The organism is Microbacterium sp. NPDC089987, assembly GCF_044748505.1.
GTDB lineage: Bacteria > Actinomycetota > Actinomycetes > Actinomycetales > Microbacteriaceae > Microbacterium.
Map to the genome: position 1 here is coordinate 93,980 of NZ_JBIVGE010000003.1, position 14,022 is coordinate 108,001.

The 14,022-nt window shown below is 71.1% G+C and carries 13 protein-coding genes; 7 read left to right on the plus strand and 6 right to left on the minus strand.

From position 1 onward, the window contains the following. Positions 1-28 precede the first annotated feature (28 nt). Positions 29-691, minus strand: a complete 663-nt coding sequence (locus ACIPV2_RS13305) for a response regulator (RefSeq protein ID WP_400842001.1) — start codon at positions 689-691, stop codon at positions 29-31. Positions 692-737: 46 nt separating this feature from the next. Next, positions 738-1,937, minus strand: coding sequence for a class I SAM-dependent RNA methyltransferase (locus ACIPV2_RS13310; protein WP_400842003.1), 1,200 nt, complete (start codon positions 1,935-1,937; stop codon positions 738-740). Between the two features lie 50 nt (positions 1,938-1,987). Between ACIPV2_RS13310 and ACIPV2_RS13315 the strand changes: the two genes are divergently transcribed. Further along, complete coding sequence (locus ACIPV2_RS13315; RefSeq protein ID WP_400842005.1) at positions 1,988-2,635, plus strand: Maf family protein; 648 nt, start codon at positions 1,988-1,990, stop codon at positions 2,633-2,635. Positions 2,636-2,702: 67 nt separating this feature from the next. Continuing rightward, a complete protein-coding gene (locus ACIPV2_RS13320) occupies positions 2,703-4,472 on the plus strand; it encodes an acetyl/propionyl/methylcrotonyl-CoA carboxylase subunit alpha (RefSeq protein ID WP_400842007.1) in 1,770 nt (589 codons plus the stop codon). Positions 4,473-4,507: 35 nt separating this feature from the next. On the opposite strand, the gene ACIPV2_RS13325 is transcribed toward ACIPV2_RS13320, so the two are convergent. Further along, the gene (locus tag ACIPV2_RS13325) at positions 4,508-5,389 is read right to left on the minus strand and encodes a hypothetical protein (protein ID WP_400842008.1); all 882 of its coding nucleotides are present in this window, start codon (positions 5,387-5,389) and stop codon (positions 4,508-4,510) included. 20 nt (positions 5,390-5,409) lie between these two features. Beyond that, positions 5,410-6,858 (minus strand): NAD(P)H-quinone dehydrogenase, encoded by a 1,449-nt coding sequence (locus ACIPV2_RS13330; protein ID WP_400842010.1) that lies wholly within the window; start codon positions 6,856-6,858, stop codon positions 5,410-5,412. A 48-nt stretch (positions 6,859-6,906) separates the two neighbouring features. Here ACIPV2_RS13330 and ACIPV2_RS13335 point away from each other — a divergent pair, with 48 nt between their 5' ends. Genes ACIPV2_RS13335 through ACIPV2_RS13350 form a run of 4 tightly spaced genes read left to right on the plus strand, consistent with a single transcriptional unit; the run spans position 6,907 to position 10,910 of the window. Next, the gene (locus ACIPV2_RS13335) at positions 6,907-7,740 is read left to right on the plus strand and encodes a purine-nucleoside phosphorylase (RefSeq protein WP_400842012.1); all 834 of its coding nucleotides are present in this window, start codon (positions 6,907-6,909) and stop codon (positions 7,738-7,740) included. Then, positions 7,737-9,401 (plus strand): phospho-sugar mutase, encoded by a 1,665-nt coding sequence (locus ACIPV2_RS13340; protein ID WP_400842014.1) that lies wholly within the window; start codon positions 7,737-7,739, stop codon positions 9,399-9,401. Before ACIPV2_RS13335 ends, ACIPV2_RS13340 begins: the two co-directional genes overlap by 4 nt. Beyond that, the gene (locus ACIPV2_RS13345; protein ID WP_400842016.1) at positions 9,402-10,121 is read left to right on the plus strand and encodes a TSUP family transporter; all 720 of its coding nucleotides are present in this window, start codon (positions 9,402-9,404) and stop codon (positions 10,119-10,121) included. A 42-nt stretch (positions 10,122-10,163) separates the two neighbouring features. Then, the gene (locus ACIPV2_RS13350) at positions 10,164-10,910 is read left to right on the plus strand and encodes an alpha/beta hydrolase (RefSeq protein WP_400842018.1); all 747 of its coding nucleotides are present in this window, start codon (positions 10,164-10,166) and stop codon (positions 10,908-10,910) included. Between the two features lie 22 nt (positions 10,911-10,932). Here ACIPV2_RS13350 and ACIPV2_RS13355 read toward each other — a convergent pair whose 3' ends face one another. Then, on the minus strand, positions 10,933-11,562 hold the full coding sequence (locus tag ACIPV2_RS13355; RefSeq protein ID WP_400842020.1) for a helix-turn-helix domain-containing protein: 630 nt from the start codon (positions 11,560-11,562) through the stop codon (positions 10,933-10,935). A gap of 119 nt (positions 11,563-11,681) precedes the next feature. Here ACIPV2_RS13355 and ACIPV2_RS13360 point away from each other — a divergent pair, with 119 nt between their 5' ends. Further along, on the plus strand, positions 11,682-12,896 hold the full coding sequence (locus ACIPV2_RS13360; RefSeq protein WP_400842022.1) for a globin domain-containing protein: 1,215 nt from the start codon (positions 11,682-11,684) through the stop codon (positions 12,894-12,896). A 36-nt stretch (positions 12,897-12,932) separates the two neighbouring features. On the opposite strand, the gene ACIPV2_RS13365 is transcribed toward ACIPV2_RS13360, so the two are convergent. After that, a complete protein-coding gene (locus tag ACIPV2_RS13365; RefSeq protein WP_400842024.1) occupies positions 12,933-14,018 on the minus strand; it encodes an adenosine deaminase in 1,086 nt (361 codons plus the stop codon). Positions 14,019-14,022 lie beyond the last annotated feature (4 nt).

Genomic DNA, 14,022 nt, shown 5'->3' on the forward strand with positions numbered 1-14,022 from the left:
GCTGATCGCGTCGCTGTCAGTGGACCTGTCAGCCGTCACTCGGCGCACCATCCGATTCGACGATCCCGTCCTCCATGGCGCGGCGCAGGAGATCCACCTTCGTGGGCGCCGGGCGCCCGACTTCGACGTACTTCACGCGGATGCGCGTGATGTTCTCCTTGGCGGTCGAGTACGCGACCCCGAGCCGCTCCGCGACGGCCTTCAGCGGCAGCCCGGCAGCGTACAGCCGCAGCACCTCGCGCTCCCGGGTCGACAGCTGCGCGTCGGCGAACTCGCGGTCACCATCGACGGCGCTGGCCCACTCGACGTTGTTCAGCGCCTCCCCCCGCGCGACGGTGCGGATGGCGTCGAGCACTTCACCGAGCGCCGACGACTTGCTGACCACCCCGGCGGCTCCTGCCGCGAGCGCCTCGCGCACCGAGGCGGGCCGATCGGCGACGCTGTGGATGACGACGCTCGCGCCGTCGGCTACCAGCGTCGCGACGTTCTCGGTGACGGTCGTGCCGTCACCGAGGGTCAGATCCAGCACGACGACGTCCACCGGCGGCGCGCCGGATGTCGAACGCCAGGTCAGGTACTCCTTGACCGTCCCGCCCGAGAAGACGACGCGCTGGTCGCCCTCGCGCAGGCATGCGGCTTCCAGGCCGAGGCGGACGGACTCGTGGTCGTCGATGAGGGCGACGGTGCTCATTCCGTCAGCCTACCGAGTGCAGGGGGGCGGGCCGTTCCCGAGCCCGTCAGCGGCTCAGCAGCGCGACGGCCTCGAAGTGGTGCGAGTGCGGGAAGAGGTCGAAGGCCCGCAGCGAGTCGACACCCCAGCCCAGCTGGCGGAAGGTGCCGAGATCGCGCGCGAGCGCGACCGGGTCGCAGGCGACGTACACGACAGCCTCAGGTCCGAGCGCGCTGATCGCCTCGACGACGCCGCGTCCCGCTCCGGCGCGCGGCGGATCGAGCACGACGGCGCCCGCGCGCGTCTCGTCCGGGATGCCGGAGAGGAAGCGGTCGACACGCGCGGTGACCGCGTGCACGTCGACGTCGGCGAGGTTGGCGGCCGCGTGCTCGGTCGCGCGCCGGTCCGATTCGACCGTGATGATGTCGCTCGCGCCGTGTGCGGCGAGTGTCGCCGCGAACAGCCCGACGCCTCCGTAGAGATCGAAGTGCGTGGCATCCGGATCCACCCGCCCGGCGAGCGCCTCGCCGACCGCGCCGTGCAGCGTCTCCGCGGCGCGGGGGTGCACCTGCCAGAATCCGGCCGCGTCGAGCTGGAACCGGCGCCCGCCCACCTGCTCGAACACCACCTCGGAGCGTCCGCGACGCGCGCCCTCGGGTCGCGGCAGGATCCGCACGCGTCCGTCGCCCGCCTCCACCAGGTCGACCCGGCCCGGCTTCTGCGAGCGCAGGCCGAAGGCGGCCGCCTCGACGGCCGAGCGCGCCAGCGGCAGTGTGGCGACGTCGATCACGCGGTGACTGCGCGCCGCGTACGGCCCCACGCGACCGTCGGCGTCGACGTGCAGCGAGACGCGGGTGCGCCAGCCGGTTCCATCGCCCTGGTCGACCGGCTCCACGGCGGGCGCGGTGATCCCGGTGCCGGCGAACTTGTCGAGCGCCTCCTGCAGCACCTGTCGCTTCAGCACCCGCTGATGGGCCAGATCGATGTGCCCGAGATCAGCGCCGCCCACCCGATCCGCCGGAGCGCGGGAGACGTCGGCCTCGGCCCAGACATGGTCGCGCCGGTGCGGCGATGCATGGAGCACCTCGCGGGTCTCGGCACGCCAGAACCGCTTGCCGTCCTCCCCCTCGGTGACCTCGGCGCGCACGCGCTCGCCGGGGATGGCGTCGGGCACGAACACGACGCGCCCCTCGTGGCGGGCGATGAAGGTGCCGCCGTGCGCGATGCCGGTGATGTCGAGGTCGAGCGTGCGCGCAGAAGAGGTCATCCCTCCAGGATTCCACACACCCCTGGGATCTCACCGGTTAGCGTGGGTGCATGCGCGTGTGCCTGGCATCCACCTCCCCCGCCCGTCTGATGCTGCTGCGGCAGGCGGGCATCGAACCGCTCATCGTGGCGCCTGCGGTCGACGAGGACGCCGTCGCCGCCGCTGCGACCGCCGAGAGGAGCGCGGCGCTCGCCCCGGATGAGCTGGTTCTTCTGCTCGCCCGCGCGAAGGCCGCCGATGTCGCGCACCGCATCCACGCCGAGCATCCGCGCTTCGACGGCATCGTGATCGGCGGCGACTCGATGTTCGCGATCGGCGGGCAGGTGCACGGCAAGCCGTACACGCCGGAGGCGGCGCGTGAGCGCTGGCAGCAGATGCGCGGCGCCACCGGCATCCTGCACTCCGGGCACTCGGTGTTCCGCGTCGGGCCGGACCTCGAGCCGGTCGAGGCGACCGCCGTCGCCGAGGCGGCGGTCACCTTCGCCGCCGATGTGACGGATGCCGAGCTCGAGGCGTACATCGACAGCGGCGAGCCGCTGCACGTGGCGGGCGCGTTCACCGTCGACAGTCTCGGCGGGCCGTTCATCACGCGCGTGGAGGGGGATCCGTCGACGGTCGTGGGCATGTCGCTGTCAACGCTGCGCCGGCTGGCACGCGAGCTCGGCGTCGTGTGGACCGATTTGTGGTCGCAGTCCTAACGGATAGCGGTATTTCTTGTGGAGAGTCGTCAAAAGGATCTGCGCCGACCTCGCTAGGCTGAAGCCCATGCCTGATATCGCCAAGGTGCTCATCGCGAACCGCGGCGAGATCGCCGTACGCATCATCCGTGCCGCCCGGGACTCCGGAATCTCCTCCGTCGCCGTGTACGCCGACCAGGACCGCGACGCCATGCACGCCCGTCTCGCCGATGAGGCCTACAGCCTCGACGGGGCGACGAGCGCAGCAACGTACCTGCAGATCGACAAGGTCCTCTCCGTCGCGCGTCGCGCCGGAGCCGACGCCGTGCACCCCGGATACGGATTCCTCGCCGAGAACGCGGAATTCGCGCGCGCCGTCATCGGCGCGGGCATGACCTGGATCGGCCCCTCCCCCGAGGCGATCGAAGCGCTCGGCGACAAGGTGACCGCCCGTCACGTCGCCGAGAAGGTGGGGGCACCGCTCGCCCCCGGCACCCCGGGACCGGTCGACGGCGCCGACGAGGTCATCGCCTTCGCCAAGGAGCACGGCCTGCCGATCGCCATCAAGGCGGCGTACGGCGGCGGCGGGCGCGGCCTCAAGGTCGCCCGCGAGCTCGACGAGGTCGCCGAGCTGTTCGAGTCCGCCACCCGCGAGGCGGTCGCGGCCTTCGGCCGTGGCGAGTGCTTCGTCGAGAAGTACCTCGACCAGCCCCGGCACGTCGAGACGCAGTGCCTGGCCGATGCCGAGGGCAATGTCGTGGTCATCTCCACTCGCGACTGCTCGCTGCAGCGCCGTCATCAGAAGCTCGTCGAGGAGGCGCCTGCGCCCTTCCTCACCGACGAGCAGAACGATCTGCTCTACTCGGCGTCCAAAGCCATCCTCAAGGAGGTCGGCTACGTCGGCGCCGGAACCTGCGAGTTCCTCATCGGCGCCGACGGCACCGTGTCGTTCCTGGAGGTGAACACGCGCCTCCAGGTCGAGCATCCTGTCTCCGAGGAGGTCACCGGAATCGACCTCGTGCGCGAGCAGTTCCGCATCGCCGCCGGCGGCACGATCGACTACGACGACCCGGCACCGCAGGGCCACTCGATCGAGTTCCGCATCAACGGCGAAGACCCCGGTCGCGGGTTCCTGCCGCAGCCCGGACCGATCAACGTCTTCAAGACCTTCGGCGGCCCCGGCATCCGTCTCGACTCCGGCGTCACCGCCGGCGACGCCGTGTCGGGGGCGTTCGACTCGCTGCTGGCGAAGATCATCGTCACCGGCCGCGACCGCGCCGAGGCGCTCGAGCGCTCGCGTCGGGCTCTCGACGAGTTCGAGGTGGCGGGCATGCCGACCGTGCTCCCCTTCCACCGCAAGGTCGTCAGAGACCCCGCGTTCGTCGCCGCCGACGGTGAGTTCGGCGTGTACACGCGCTGGATCGAGACGGAGTTCGTCAACGACATCCCCGCCTGGGACGGTGAGCTCGATGAGCCCGCCCCCGCGCCTGGCCGTCACACCGTCGTCGTCGAGGTCTCCGGCAAGCGCCTCGAGGTGAGCCTGCCCGACCGTGTCGTCGCCCCCGTCGCGGGAACCGCCGGTCGTCCGGCGGCGGTCCCGCCGTCGCGGCGCAGCCACACGGCGACCGCCAACGCCGGAGCGTCGGGCGACGCCGTCAAGTCGCCCATGCAGGCCACCGTCGTCAAGCTGGCCGTCGCAGAGGGCCAGCAGGTCGTCAAGGGCGACCTCGTGGTCGTGCTCGAGGCGATGAAGATGGAGCAGCCGCTGCAGGCGCATAAGGACGGCGTCGTCGGCAGCATCGACGCCACCCCGGGAACCACGGTGTCGGCGGGTCACCAGCTGCTGACGATCAGCTGACGACAACGGGCAGTCGGCGGCGCCGGGACGTCACGTCAGGCACTCGGCGCGGCCGCTGCCCACTCGTCGAGCAGCTGCTCACCCGCCGGTGTGCCGAGCACCGCGCGTGCCGAGGACGAATCGTGGAAGCCGCGCAGCACTGACCATACAAGCTGCGGGTGCGCCCTCAGCATCGCTGGGGCGACGGTGACCGTGGCAGGCACCCGCGTCCCGCCCGATGCGCGAACGCGGGCCGGATCGACGCGCAGGCGGATCAGCGGGAGCTGGTCCATCCCCCTGCGGGGCTCGGTCGGATCAGCCTCCACTCCGCGGAGGGCGCTCCACGGCAGATAGAGGGTCTCGGTCGCGCGAAGCAGGATGAGGCCGTGGGCGCCGATCCCCACCCCGAGCGGACGCCGCCCGAAAGAATCCGCGCGGTACTGGGTGATCGCCGCGCGAACGGCTGCGAAGACGAAGAGCGCAGCCGCTGCTGCGAGCACGGCGACTCCCAGGAAGGCCTCCGGCCGGCCGGACACCCCGATCCCGATCGCCACGACGGTCGCGGTCGTCAGCACGAGCGCCCAGATGACGCAGAGCAGGAGGATGACGACACCGGGGCGCCGCTCGAACAGGAAGTGCACGCGGACATCGAGCGTTCCCACGGACTCACGAGTCAGGCTCGCGGCGTCGACCAGTCTGGCGCGTCCCTTCAGGAACGGACGGCGAGCGGCCACGGCGAACGCCGTGAGCCCGAACAGGGCGACGACGGCGCCGGACCACAGTGGACCTTCGGCGCCCCTCGAGAATCCGATCATGGCGCCCGCGAGCACGAACAAGGCGAGGCCGAGCCCCAGCATGCCGGTGTTGCGCCGGCGCCGACTATCGCCCCATCTCGCCGGCCATTCCCGCAGCCGTGGCAGCGTGCTCGGGTCCGTCATAGGTCGTCTGCCGAGCGGAGTCAGACGACGCCGACCGCGTGCATCGCACGGGTCGCGTCGGTGATGCTGGTGGTGAGCGAGGGGTAGGCGGCGAACACCCGCGCGACCTGGTCGACGGTGAGCCGGCGCTCGATCGCCATCGCGATCGGGTAGATCAGCTCGGATGCCCGTGGCGCGACGATCACGCCGCCGACCACCGTTCCCGAACCGCGCAGGGCGATGATCTTCACGAAGCCGTCCTTGATGCCGAGCATCTTCGCGCGCGGGTTGGCCGCCAGGGGCAGCTTGTGGGCGATGCCGTCGGCCTGGCCGTTCGCGACGTCCTGCTCGGAGTAGCCGACCGTGGCGATCTCGGGTGCGGTGAAGATGTTGGCGGTGATCTTGCGCGTCTCGAGCGGGATCACGACGTCGCCCAGAGCGTGGAAGACCGCGGTGCGCCCCTGCATCGATGCGACGGATGCCAGCGGGAAGAAGTTCGTGCAGTCGCCGACGGCGTAGACGTTGGGCACCGAGGTGCGCGCCACTCGGTTGACGCGAACGTGACCGGCCTCGGTGAGCTCGATGCCCGCCTCCTCCAGGCCGATGCCGGCGGTGTTCGGGATCGATCCGACGGCCATCAGACAGTGGCTGCCCTCGACGGTGCGTCCGTCGGAGAGGGTGACCAGCACGCCGTCGTCGGTGCGCTGCACGCTGTCGGCGCGCGACTTGGAGAGCACCTGCATGCCGCCGCGCGTGAACACCTTCTCCAGCACCTTCGCGGCGTCCTCGTCCTCACCGGGCAGCACCTGGTCGCGGCTCGAGATGAGCGTGACCTTCGCGCCGAGGTTCATGTACGCCGACGCGAATTCGGCACCCGTGACGCCCGAGCCCACGACGATCAGGTGCTCGGGAAGCGCCTTCATGTCGTACAGCTGGGTCCAGGTCAGGATGCGCTCGCCGTCGGGCTTGGCCGAGGGCAGCTCGCGCGGCGAGGCGCCCACCGACACGATGACGGTGTCCGCCTCGACGCGGTCGAAGTCCGTGCCGCGGGGGCCCGTGGCGACGACGATGGCATTGGGGCCCTCGAGGCGGCCGTGTCCGGAGAGGATGCGCACGCCGGCCTCGAGCAGGGTGGCGCGCATGTCCTCCGACTGCTGACCGGCGAGCGCCAGCAGGCGCTTGTTGACGGCGGCCAGGTTGATGGCGATCTCGGGCTTGAGCGGCCTGTCGTCGGCGCCGCGCGCGTAGAACTGCACGCCGAGGTCGGTCGCGCCGGCGATGGCGACCGCCGCGTCGGCAGTGGCGATGAGGCTCTTCGACGGCACCACATCGGTGAGCACGGCAGATCCGCCCACGCCCACGCGCTCGACGAGCGTCACATCCGCTCCCAGCTGCGCGGCGGCGAGCGCCGCCTCGTACCCACCGGGGCCGCCGCCGAGGACGGCGACGCTCTGCCTGTTCGCGAAGGAAGTCTGAGACATGAACTCCATTCTTCCGCAATCCTGGCTCCCGCCCTGCCACCTTCCTAGAGTGGAGACATGCGTGACAACTCCCTCAACCCCCTGGACGACCCGACGGCCGATCCGTTCGCCGTGGCCGCCGACGCCGCCGCCGACATCGCTCGTCTGACCGGGGTCGACCATCACGACATCGCTCTGACCCTCGGCTCCGGCTGGGGCAAGGCCGCCGAGCTGATCGGCGAGACCGTCGCCACCATCCCCGCCACCGAGGTGACCGGCTTCTCCAAGCCCGCGCTCGAGGGGCATGTCGGCACGCTGCGCAGCATCCGCACCCCCGGCGGCAGGAACGTGCTGGTCATCGGCGCACGCACCCACTACTACGAAGACCACGGCGTGCGCCGGGTCGTGCACTCGGTGCGCACCGCCGCAGCCACGGGAGCGGCGATCATGGTGCTCACCAACGGCGCCGGCGGCATCCGCGAGACGTGGAAGCCGGGCCAGCCCGTGCTCATCAGCGATCACATCAACCTCACCGCCGACTCGCCGCTCGAGGGCGCGACCTTCGTCGACCTCACCGATCTGTACTCGATCCGCCTGCGCGAGATCGCCCGCACGATCGATCCCACCCTCGACGAGGGCGTCTACACGCAGTTCCGCGGTCCGCACTACGAGACGCCGGCAGAGGTGCAGATGGCGAAGGCGATCGGCGGCCACATCGTGGGCATGTCCACCGCTCTCGAGGCGATCGCGGCCCGGGAGGCCGGCATGGAGATCCTCGGCTTCTCGCTCATCACGAACCTCGCCGCGGGCATCCAGAAGACCCCGCTCAGCCACGGGGAGGTCATCGAGGCCGGCCGCGAGGCAGAGCCCGTGATCTCCGCGCTGCTCGCCCGAGTCATCGAGGCGCTGTGAGCGAGCGACTCTCCCAGGCGCGTGCCTGGCTGCGACAGGATCCGGATGCCGAGACCCGCGACGAGCTCGCCGGGATCATCACCCGCGCCGCCGGCGGTGACGCCGCGGCTCTGGCCGACATCGAGGACCGCTTCGGCCGACGGCTCGCCTTCGGCACCGCGGGCCTGCGCGGCGAGCTCGGTGCGGGCAGCAACCGCATGAACCGCGTGCTCGTCACTCAGGCGGCCGCCGGCTTCGCCGGCTACCTCCTGCAGCGCAGCACGACGAGGCCGACCGTGGTCATCGGCTACGACGGCCGGCGCAACTCCCGCCGCTTCGCCCTCGACTCCGCCGAGATCCTCGCCGGCGCCGGCCTGCGCGCGATCCTGCTGCCTCGGCTGCTGCCGACGCCGGTGCTCGCGTTCGCCGTGCGTCACCTGCAGGCTGATGCGGGGATCATGGTCACCGCGAGCCACAACCCCCCGAACGACAACGGGTACAAGGTGTACCTCGGCGGGGACGACGGCGGATCGCAGATCGTCGCGCCCGCGGATGCCGAGATCGCCGCGCACATCCAGCGCGTCGCCGATGCCGGCGACGTGGGTCTGCTCCCCCGGTCGGATGCCTACGAGCTCGCCGGCGAAGACGTCGTCGAGGCATACATCGCGGCAACCGCCGCCGTCGCTCCCGCGCCGTTCGGCGTGCAGGAGATGCGCTGGGTGTACACGGCCATGCACGGGGTGGGCTGGGAGACCTTCTCGCGCGTCGTGAAGGCGGCGGGCTACCCCGCACCGCGCATCGTCGACGCGCAGCGCGATCCCGACCCGACCTTCCGCACCGTCTCGTTCCCCAATCCGGAGGAGCCGGGCGCGATGGATCTCGCTTTCGCGCGAGCGCGGGAGGCGGATGCCGAGTTCGTCATCGCCAACGACCCCGACGCCGATCGTCTCGCGGTCGCCATCCCGGATGCTGCAGCCGTCGGCGGCTGGCGCCGGCTGACCGGGAACGAGATCGGACTGCTGCTCGGCTGGCGCGCGGCACGGTCCGCGCAGGGCACGGCGGGGGCATCCCTCGCCTGCTCGCTGGTCTCCTCCCCCGGGCTCGGCGCGGTCGCCGAGCGCTATGGACTCGACTTCCACGAGACGCTCACCGGCTTCAAGTGGATCTCCCGCGCGCCCGGGATGGTGTTCGGCTTCGAGGAGGCGCTCGGCTACCTGGTGAACCCCGACACCGTGCGCGACAAGGACGGCATCTCCGCTGCGATCGCGCTGCTCGGACTCGCCGCCGAGGCCAGGGTGCGCGGCACCGGCATCGCGGGTCTGCTCGACGAGCTCGGCGCTGAGATCGGTCACTTCGCGAGCGGCCAGGTGCCGGTGCGCGTCGATGACCTGGCGCTGATCGGCGCGACGATGGCGGCGATGCGTGCCCAGCCGCCTGCGGCGTTCGGCGCCCGCTCGGTCGCTTCGGCCGAGGACCTGGCTGCGGGTGCCGCAGGTGTGCCCGTCGGAGACGTGCTGCGCTACCGCCTCGACGACGGCTCGCGTGTGATCGTGCGTCCCAGCGGCACGGAGCCCAAGCTCAAGGTGTACATCGATGCCCGCGGCGACAGCTCTGCGGATGCCGCGGCCGCTGTCACCGACCTCGAAGCCGCCGTGCGGGATCTTCTCGCGGCGCGACGCTGAGTGCTGGCACTGATCGCGGCCGCGACGATCGTCGCGGCCGTCATCCAACGTGTCACCGGCTTGGCGTTCGTGCTGGTGCTGATCGGCCCGATCGTGCTCGCGTACGGCCCGGTCGAGGGCGTGACGATCGCCGTGTTCCTCGCGGTGATCGCCTCGCTCTTCGCCGTGCCCAGCGCATGGCGCGATGTCGACTGGCCTCGCACCCTGTGGCTGCTCGGTGCCGGGCTCGCCGCGGCTCCCCTCGGTGCGCTCACCGCGGCCGCGCTGCCTGAGACCGCGCTGCTGCTCCTCATCGGCGCGATGGGCGTGCTTGCGCTCAGCGCGCAGCACCTCGGAGCGGTCGCCCGCAACGTGCGCGGCCGTCCGGGCGCGATCGGAGCGGGACTCATCGCCGGATTCATGCACGCCTCCAGCGGGCTGTCCGGCCCGGCGCTGGCATCCTTCGCCCTGGGCGACGACTGGTCGCAGCGGCGCTTCGCGGCCAGCGCGCAGGTCATCTTCCTCGGCTACGGAGTCGCCTCGGTTCCGCTGCGCGGCCTGCCGGAGATCGCACCTCTGGAGCTGACCGTGCTCGCCGCGTGCACGGCCGCGGGGATCCTGCTCGGCGCCGTCGCCGCGCGGCGTGTGCCGCTCGCCCTCGCCCGCCGGGCGATGCTGCTGTGTGCCTGGGCGGGCACGCTCGTGATGCTCGGCCGCGCCACGGCGTCCCTGCTCACCTGACCTGCGTGCCGGCCGAGCGCTCAGCGCCGATAGCCTGGACGCATGCCCGTCACGCGCGCGAAGCGCATCCTCTCCCGGATCCTGTTGTCGCTGGCGGCCCTCGTCGTTCTGATCCTCGCGGGCACCCTCGTCTGGACGCAGGTCGGGGTGATGTCAGCGGAGTCGGATCCGCTGGCGCAGGCCGAGGCGAACCCGTCGATCAGGATCGAGGATGCGCCCGAGGGAATCGTCCTCTCCCCTGCCGAGGGCGGGTCGGAGATCGGCCTCGTGTTCATCCCCGGTGCGAAGGTGCAGCCAGAGGGATACATCGCGACGCTGCAGGATCTCGCCGCGGAGGACGGACTCACCGTCGTCATCACCCGCCCATGGCTGAACCTCGCGTTCTTCGATCCGCGCGGACTCGACGCATTCACCTCGGCCGCCCCGGACGTGGATTCATGGATGGTCGGCGGGCACTCGCTGGGCGGGGTGCGCGCCTGCCAGCTGGCGCCGGACGCCGATGCCCTGGTCCTGTTCGCCTCGTACTGCGCGAACGATCTGTCGGATTCCCGGATGCCGGTGCTGAGCCTGTCCGGGAGCGAGGACGGGCTGTCGACGCCCGACAAGATCGCGGATGCCAGGCATCTGCTGCCCGACGACGCCGAGCTCGTCGAGATCGCCGGCGCCTCGCACGCGTCGTTCGGCGCCTACGGCCCGCAGGCCGGTGACGGAGCGCCCACGGTCCCTGCCGACGTGGTGCGCGACCGGATCACCGATCGCATCGGCAGTCTCGCCGCCGCGCTGGGCTGACCGAGTCCGAGTCCAATCCGATTCAGTCGCGGTGCTCGCCACGTCGCAGCAGCAGCGCGCAGGACTCCTCGGTGATGAACGGCTCCAGCCGCTCGACCTCGAGCGGGCCGTCCACCTGCGCCAGCGTGTCACGCACCAGGCGCGCGTGCATGCCGCAGACCGTCGCCTGGTCCTGCGCGATCATGCCGCGATAGCGGCACGGCAGCATCTCGAAGCGCAGCGCCGACTCGTCGAGAACAGGGCTGAGGCCGGCGTCGTCGAGGTGCTCGTAGAGCACATCCAGCTGCGCTTCGGCATCCTCGTCCGCGTCCGTCGACGCCTCGCCGGGAGTCTGCGTGGTCACCGCGCGCAGCAGTGCACCGCGCCGACGGGCGCCGTCGACGCGACGGCGGGCAGCGGGGTTCGAATCCGCCTCGCGTACCGCGTGGTAGGCGATCGGCGGGCGGCCCCTGCTGCCCACCTGCAGTCGCTCCTCGCGCACGAGGCCCTCCTGCACCAGCACCCGCAGGTGGTCGCGCACGGTGTTGAGCGGCATCCCGCACCGTTCGGCGAGCTCGCCCACGCGCAGTCCGGGATGACTCTGCACGGCGCGCAGCAGACGCAGGCGGCTCGGCTGAGTGAGGCCGCGGTAATCGTCGACTCGACGTGGCACTCCTCCAGGCTACGAGCGTTTGATCGAAAGGGCGCCGAATAGAACCGGTGAAAACGCTGTCCTTCCATCGGAGACCGAGCGCAGACTCGAAGGGACGCAGACCCCACGAAAGGAACGTCATGAAGCTCTCGCCCGAGTCCGAAGCAGTCGTCGCCGCCACGGCCGGCGTCGTCGCCGAGCACGCCGAGCAGATCACGAAGGTGTTCTACCCCACCATGTTCGCCGCGCACCCCGAGCTGCTGCGGGTGTTCAACCAAGCCAACCAGGCCATCGGCGAGCAGCCCAAGGCGCTCGCGGCGTCGGTGGTCGCCTTCGCCGTGCAGCTCATCGACCCCGCCGCTCCGGACTTCACCCCCGTGATGCGCCGGATCGCCCACAAGCACGTCTCGCTGGGGATCAAGGCCCGCGAGTACACCATCGTCGGCCGGCATCTGCTCGACGCGGTGGGCACGGTCCTCGGCGACGCCATCACGGTGGAGGTGCGGGCGGCGTGGGACGAGGTGTACTGGCTGTTCGCCACCGCCCTGATCGCCGAGGAGGCACGCCTGTACGCGATGTCGGGCACCGACCCCGAGAACCCGTGGCGCGGCTACCGGGTGGTGGAGCGATTCGAGGAGTCGGAGGACATCTTCTCGCTGCTGCTCGCACCGGTCGACGGCCTCATCCCCTCGCATCGCACCGGTCAGTACGTCGCCATCGCGGTTGACCTGCCCGATGGCAGCCGCCAGCCGCGTCAGTACACGATCTCGTCGGGCCCGCGCGGAGACTCGATCAGAGTGACGATCAAGCGGGTGCACGGAGTGGGCGGGGCGCCCGACGGGCAGGTCTCGACGTGGCTGTGGCAGCACGCCCAGCCCGGCACGGTGCTCGATGTCTCTCAGCCCGCCGGCGACGTCGTGCTCGACGACGAGGACCACCCGCTCGTGCTCGTCTCGGCGGGCATCGGCATCACGCCGGTGGCGGCGATCATGGAGGACCTCTCGCGCCGTCAGCCCGCGCGCACGGTGCGGCTGTTCCACGCCGACCGCGCGCACGACACGCACGCGCTGTACGCGTCGCTGCGCCGCCAGGTGCTCGCGATGCCGGACGCCAAGGCGCAGAACTGGTACGAGCAGGACGCCGTCGGCGCACCGACCCTGCACCCGGCTCGTGACGGGTTCATGGACCTGACCGAGGTGGATCTGCCCGACGATGCGTCGGTGTTCATGTGCGGCCCGCTGCCGTTCATGCAGGCGATGCGCCGCACCCTCATCGCGCGGGGCGTGCCCGCCGACCGCATCCAGTACGAGGTGTTCGGCCCCGACCTGTGGGCGCAGAATCCGGAAGCCGCCTGAGCGTCATCAGGCGCAGGCGGCCGTTCGCCGGGGGCTTCAGCGCTCGAAGCCCTCGGCGATCATCTCCACGAGCTCCTCGCGCTCCTCGACCGGCAGGAAGGCCGCGGAGGCGGCGTTGAACTGGAAGGCCTCGAGGTCGTCGAGGTCGTACTCGAACGCGTCGACCAGCAGGGAGAGCTCGCGGGTCAGCGAGGTGCCGCTCATGGTGCGGTTGTCGACGTTCACCGTGACCGAGAAGCCGAGCTGGTAGAGCAGGTCGAACGGATGGTCGGCGAACTCCTCGCCCCACTGTGCGATCGCGCCGGTCTGCAGGTTCGACGACGGCGAGAGCTCGAGCGGGATCTCGCGGTCGCGCACCCAGCGGGCCAGGTCGCCGAACTGCACCTGCACCTCGTCGCCTTCGCGCTCGATCACCTGCAGGTCCTCCGCGATGCGCACACCGTGACCGAGACGCAGCGCGCGGGCGTCGAGCAGAGCGGACCGGATGGATGCCGGACCTGCGGCCTCTCCGGCGTGCACCGTGACGGGCAGGAACTCGCCGGCGAGATAGTCGAAGGCGGCACGGTGCTGCGAAGCGGGGAAGCCGTCCTCGGGGCCCGCGATGTCGAAGCCGACGACGCCGCTCTCGCGATGACGCACGGCTAGTTCGGCAATATCGCGCACGCGGTCGTTCTGGCGCATGGCCGAGATGATCTGACCGACCCGGATGCTGCGGCCCGCGGCATCCGCCTCGTCCTCGCCCTCTTCGATGCCGCGCTGCACGGCGCGCACGGCGTCGTCCAGGCTGAGGCCGCCGGAGACGTGCTGCTCCGGTGCCCAGCGCATCTCGCCGTAGATGACGCCGTCGGCGGCGAGATCGGCGACGAACTCCCGCGCGACACGGGTGAGCGCCCGCTCGGACTGCATGACGGAGGTCACCAGATCGAACGTCTTCAGGTACTGCACGAGAGAGCCGGCATCGCTCTGCTGCGCTATCCAGCGGCTCAGTCCCTTGGCGTCCTGCGCCGGAGTCGGGATGCCGGCCGCGTCGGCGAGCTCGAGGATCGTCCCCGGACGCACGCCACCGTCCAGATGGTCGTGCAGCGAGATCTTCGGCAGAGCGCGCAGTTCGTCGATCTTCATGGTG